At 40.2% G+C, this 4189-nt stretch carries 7 protein-coding genes; 2 read left to right on the top strand and 5 right to left on the bottom strand.

Going from position 1 to position 4189, the window contains the following annotated elements:
* The 4 genes from JWQ85_RS03740 to JWQ85_RS03725 form a co-directional block, all read right to left on the bottom strand.
* A partial coding sequence (locus JWQ85_RS03740; protein ID WP_299464151.1) for a pyridoxamine 5'-phosphate oxidase family protein occupies nt 1-341 on the bottom strand: 341 nt, incomplete at its 3' end.
* A 45-nt stretch (nt 342-386) separates the two neighbouring features.
* Nucleotides 387-989 carry a DNA-3-methyladenine glycosylase gene (locus JWQ85_RS03735; protein WP_299464148.1) on the bottom strand — a complete coding sequence of 201 codons (603 nt, stop codon included), beginning with the start codon at nt 987-989 and terminating at the stop codon, nt 387-389.
* Nucleotides 990-992: 3 nt separating this feature from the next.
* On the bottom strand, nt 993-1643 hold the full coding sequence (locus JWQ85_RS03730) for an alpha/beta hydrolase (RefSeq protein WP_299464145.1): 651 nt from the start codon (nt 1641-1643) through the stop codon (nt 993-995).
* On the bottom strand, nt 1636-2118 hold the full coding sequence (locus JWQ85_RS03725; protein WP_299464143.1) for a GAF domain-containing protein: 483 nt from the start codon (nt 2116-2118) through the stop codon (nt 1636-1638). The genes JWQ85_RS03730 and JWQ85_RS03725 overlap by 8 nt, the downstream gene beginning before the upstream one ends.
* A gap of 73 nt (nt 2119-2191) precedes the next feature.
* Here JWQ85_RS03725 and JWQ85_RS03720 point away from each other — a divergent pair, with 73 nt between their 5' ends.
* Together JWQ85_RS03720 and JWQ85_RS03715 are read left to right on the top strand one after the other, a co-directional pair.
* Nucleotides 2192-2905 (top strand): DUF3291 domain-containing protein, encoded by a 714-nt coding sequence (locus JWQ85_RS03720; protein ID WP_299464140.1) that lies wholly within the window; start codon nt 2192-2194, stop codon nt 2903-2905.
* A complete protein-coding gene (locus JWQ85_RS03715) occupies nt 2902-3150 on the top strand; it encodes a hypothetical protein (protein ID WP_299464137.1) in 249 nt (82 codons plus the stop codon). Before JWQ85_RS03720 ends, JWQ85_RS03715 begins: the two co-directional genes overlap by 4 nt.
* A 322-nt stretch (nt 3151-3472) precedes the next feature.
* Here the strand turns inward: JWQ85_RS03715 and JWQ85_RS03710 are convergent.
* The coding region (locus tag JWQ85_RS03710; RefSeq protein WP_299464134.1) for a diphthine--ammonia ligase at nt 3473-4189 on the bottom strand (717 nt) is incomplete at its 5' end.

Genomic DNA, 4189 nt, shown 5'->3' with positions numbered 1-4189 from the left:
AATCCCTCGGGAAAGAATGCCTCTACAAAGGGGTTCCACAATTCTTTCATTTTGGCTTTATCGTTAACCAATGCTGCCTCGGCTACAATACTTAAATAGGTGTGGTTTTTTATATCAGAATAGGTTAAAGAAACTGTATTTTCTACCGATATCTCACTCACCTTTTGTGAATATTCATTGGTAAAAAACCATATATTCCCTTCACTATCTACATCTGCAGTACCCATTGGCCTGCTGTTAAAGCCATTTTCTGCACTGTAAGTGGTCAGCATAGCTGTTTTAACTTCATTTACTTTGTCCCGAAAATATTTCAGGCTCTCTGTTTTTGACCAATCGCTCATAGTAAGTAATTAATATATAAACTGACCAATAAACCAACAAGTAAATTATTTGTTGGGCTTACTCACATAAATATTTCCTTTAACATAAAAGCGATAAGGCAGCAAAGCATCATCGCCTGCATAATCAACACCAATACGTGGCCCTGCAGCCACTTCAGTATCCGGGAAAGTAAGCCCCCTATCCTCTATCCAGATCACATCACTTTGTAAGCTCAGCGCATTTATTTTGCGGGATATACCCAACGCCTTAGCAACAGAACCCGGGCCTTTAGTAATATTAGGTTTTAGTGTATCTAAGTTACGCCGTAGCATCATAATATCCAAACCTTCAGTAGGTTGTATGGCCCTAATTAAAATAGCATGTGGCCGCCCCTCTTCTGATACAACCACATTAAACATTTCGTGTATGCCATAACAGAGGTAAACATAAGATACACCACCCTGCATATACATTGTTTGCGTGCGTGGCGTCATACGGCCACCGTAAGAGTGTGCGGCCCTATCAATAACACCCGCATAGGCTTCTGTTTCAACAATATATCCACCGGTAAGTTCACCATTAATGCAAGTAAACAGGTACTTACCTATCAGGTCGCGGCTTATAGCAACCACATCGTGGTTATGGTAATAAGTATCAGGTAATTTCATTTATTATTTTAAGATATCGGCCAATAGAACATTAATTTCGGCAGCCTTATCAAATATCATAATATGTGTGCCGCCCTTAATAACAGCTGTGGGATTTTTAATGTTTTGGTATGGGAAAACAAGATCTTTATTGCCGACGATATGGTACAGGTTGGAAAATTCAACATCGTTTTTCCAATATAACGCTGAGCGCATGGCCCACTTTAAAAATATTGGCGACGAATTTTGCAGCATGCTCTTAAACAATGCCAAGTCATCGGGGTTCATTTTGCCGAACATGGGTTTTACAAGAAAACCCAAATACGTCATTAATTTACCCGGAATAGCTTTGTAAACCGGCAGGCTCCGGAAGAACTTAAAATACCACGGTGCTTCACTACTTGTCTTAATACTTGATATCAGGATCACCTTATCCAGCTTTACCTGCTTAGCAATTTCTACCGAGATCATTCCGCCCAATGACACCCCTATCACAATCGAATTATCAGCCATACTGAATTGACTTACAAGATTTTGTGAATAACTTGTTAAAGTATCAGTTTCGGTAGGAATAAGCCAGTCAACCAGTACAACCTCGTATCCGGCAGGTAACTGAATATTCTTAAACAGCCTACTATCCGCCCCCAAACCGGGAATCAAATAAACCTTAGTCATTAAAGTTTATCAGGTTAACAATTTGGGTAAGATACTTTGCATCAGTTTCGTTAAACTCATTTAGTTCAGAGCTATCTACATCCAGCACACCTACTACCTCGTTATTATGAAATAGCGGCAATACAATTTCTGAGCGGGATAACGAGCTACAGGCAATATGCCCGGGAAATTTATCTACATCCGGCACTATCAATGTTTCGGCTTGTTGCCATGCCGAGCCACAAACGCCCCTTCCTTTGGCAATACGCGTACATGCAACAGGCCCCTGAAACGGGCCTAAAACCAATTCGTCCTGTTTCACCAGGTAAAACCCAACCCAAAACCATTTAAATTGCTCCTTTAGCGCTGCAGCTATGTTAGCAAGATTTGCCACTAAGTCGGGTTCGCCATAAAGTAAAGCTTCTATCTGGGGGATAAGCGATTGGTACTGCTCCTCTTTATTTGCCGATGTTGTTATTTGTAAATCCTCTGCCATAAAGCAAATGTAATGATGCCCTGTTGAAACTAAATAAGCTAAATCTCATATTTAATATTTTATTTTCGCAGTGATGATCGTTAGCCTCACTATAGTCCGTTACCGTAAAGCGCTTGTGCCACTTGCGTTGCTTGCAATGGCTATACACCGCCTACCCATGTGGCTGCAGGATGGCTGTAGCTTTTGGAAACTGTTAGGCAGCGGCCGTAATGGCACATTTGACCTGCAACCCGACTGGCAACAGTGGGGATTATTAGCGGCATGGGATGACCGGGACGATTACGAACGCTTCACCGAATCATCTTTTGTAAGCAAATGGTGGAAACTATTGGGTACCGAAAGCTGGACATTATTGTGTGAGCCCATGCAAAGCCATGGCAAATGGGATGGCAAAGAGCCATTCGGCAAACCAAATAATGTGATAACCGATGGGCCTATCGGCGTACTTACCCGCGCAACTATCAGGATAAACCGACTGAAAAACTTTTGGTCGCATGTGGATGGGGTGGCCAACCTTATGGTTGGTGCACCGGGCTACATTACATCCTTTGGGATTGGCGAGGCCCCTGTTTACCGGCAGGCCACTTTCTCGGTTTGGGAAAGCATGGAGCATATGAAAGCCTTTGCTTATGGCAGCAAAGAACACGCCGAAGTGATCAAAAAAACACGTAGCGAGGGCTGGTATAGTGAGGAGCTTTTCGCTCGGTTCAGCATCATTGAAAGTAAGGGAACAATTAACGGAAAAGACCCATTAGGGGAATTGATAAAAACAGATTTTACATCATGAGAATAATTGCAGAACTACCCCACCCAGAGTTTAAAATATCTATCCTAAACATGAACCAAAAATTTATTGTGAAGATAGAAAAAGGCACCTTGGAGCAGAGTTATAAAATACCGGAAATGGATTTAACAGACGGCGTGAACAGTGTGTTTGAATTACTCGACGAAACGTTTTTAAAAACAGTTTCGGCACGCTTTGCAGAAATGGGGAAAGATTTTAGAGAGAGCTACTACAGATATAACTATTAATTTAATTAAAATACATAACTATCTGTAAAATAGATAGTTATGTATTTTAAATACTCCATACAGAATTTTATTTGGTGATGCTTTAAGTATAAATACTCAGATTAAAGCTTTTGACTATTAAATCCCTGCGTATACCATTGTTATATAAACTATTTAAATTATTGATAATTAATTAGTTATATCAGCACAAAAAGCTCAAACAAATTATATTTGGCAGCCTTTTATAAGTAAAAAAGGGTGATTATATACATCGCGTACCCACTTTCAAACATTATTTGAATCTTTTTAAAATGATGTTTAAAATCTTAAAAGCATAAGGAGTTTAGGCCAGTAAAAGATCACAATACCAAAAGCCTGATAATATTTTATCAGTACCTACTCCGCAGGAATCATCTGATTTTTGAGGAGCCTTATATTCTTTAAACACCTTCTCTCCTGTTTGATATTTTACCTCTTTTTTAAAGATGGGGCCTTTAAAAGCGAAGGTGTGAAACTCTCCATTTTCTCCACACACATCAATATTTTCGGGAAGGTTTTTTATAAGCTCTGGATCTATCTCCCTCCCAACTATTTCTTCAAGATGATCTTGAACGCAGGCTATCACTGTACCAAATCCAAGCGATAAAAATTCATTTATAAGTTCGCCGGTATCACGTTTCCAAAGCGGATAGATCCCTGTCATTCCAACCTCGGCTAAACGTTTATCGCGATAGTTTCTGAGGTCTTCCAAAAAGATATCGCCAAAGATAGAATGTGTGATGCCTTCATTTTTAAAATGCGTTAGGTGGCCGGTCATCTCTTTATCGTAGGTAGCCATATCGGGCATTTCGGGTAAACGTATTTGATAAAGCGGTATACCTATGCTTTCGGCCTGCTGTACCAGCAACTCTGTACGAACGCCATGCATAGATATACGATCTACCGCATCATTAACAGTAGTGACAAGGTAACGGATATCCAGTTCGGGATTTTGAAGGCAATAGTAAAGCGCTAAAGCACTATCCTTACCACCGCTCCAATTAAATATACAAGGAGTCAT

It is taken from the genome of Mucilaginibacter sp. (assembly GCF_028288105.1).
In the GTDB taxonomy this organism is placed as follows: Bacteria; Bacteroidota; Bacteroidia; order Sphingobacteriales; family Sphingobacteriaceae; genus Mucilaginibacter.
This window is presented reverse-complemented; position numbering and strand designations above follow the sequence as displayed.

Excerpts from the sequence above, each read along its gene's own strand:
- JWQ85_RS03715 (WP_299464137.1), top strand. The coding sequence starts at position 2,902 with ATGAGAATAATTGCAGAACTACCCCACCCAGAGTTTAAAATATCTATC.
- JWQ85_RS03725 (WP_299464143.1), bottom strand. The coding sequence starts at position 2,118 with ATGGCAGAGGATTTACAAATAACAACATCGGCAAATAAAGAGGAGCAG.
- JWQ85_RS03730 (WP_299464145.1), bottom strand. The coding sequence starts at position 1,643 with ATGACTAAGGTTTATTTGATTCCCGGTTTGGGGGCGGATAGTAGGCTG.
- JWQ85_RS03735 (WP_299464148.1), bottom strand. The coding sequence starts at position 989 with ATGAAATTACCTGATACTTATTACCATAACCACGATGTGGTTGCTATA.
- JWQ85_RS03720 (WP_299464140.1), top strand. The coding sequence starts at position 2,192 with ATGATCGTTAGCCTCACTATAGTCCGTTACCGTAAAGCGCTTGTGCCA.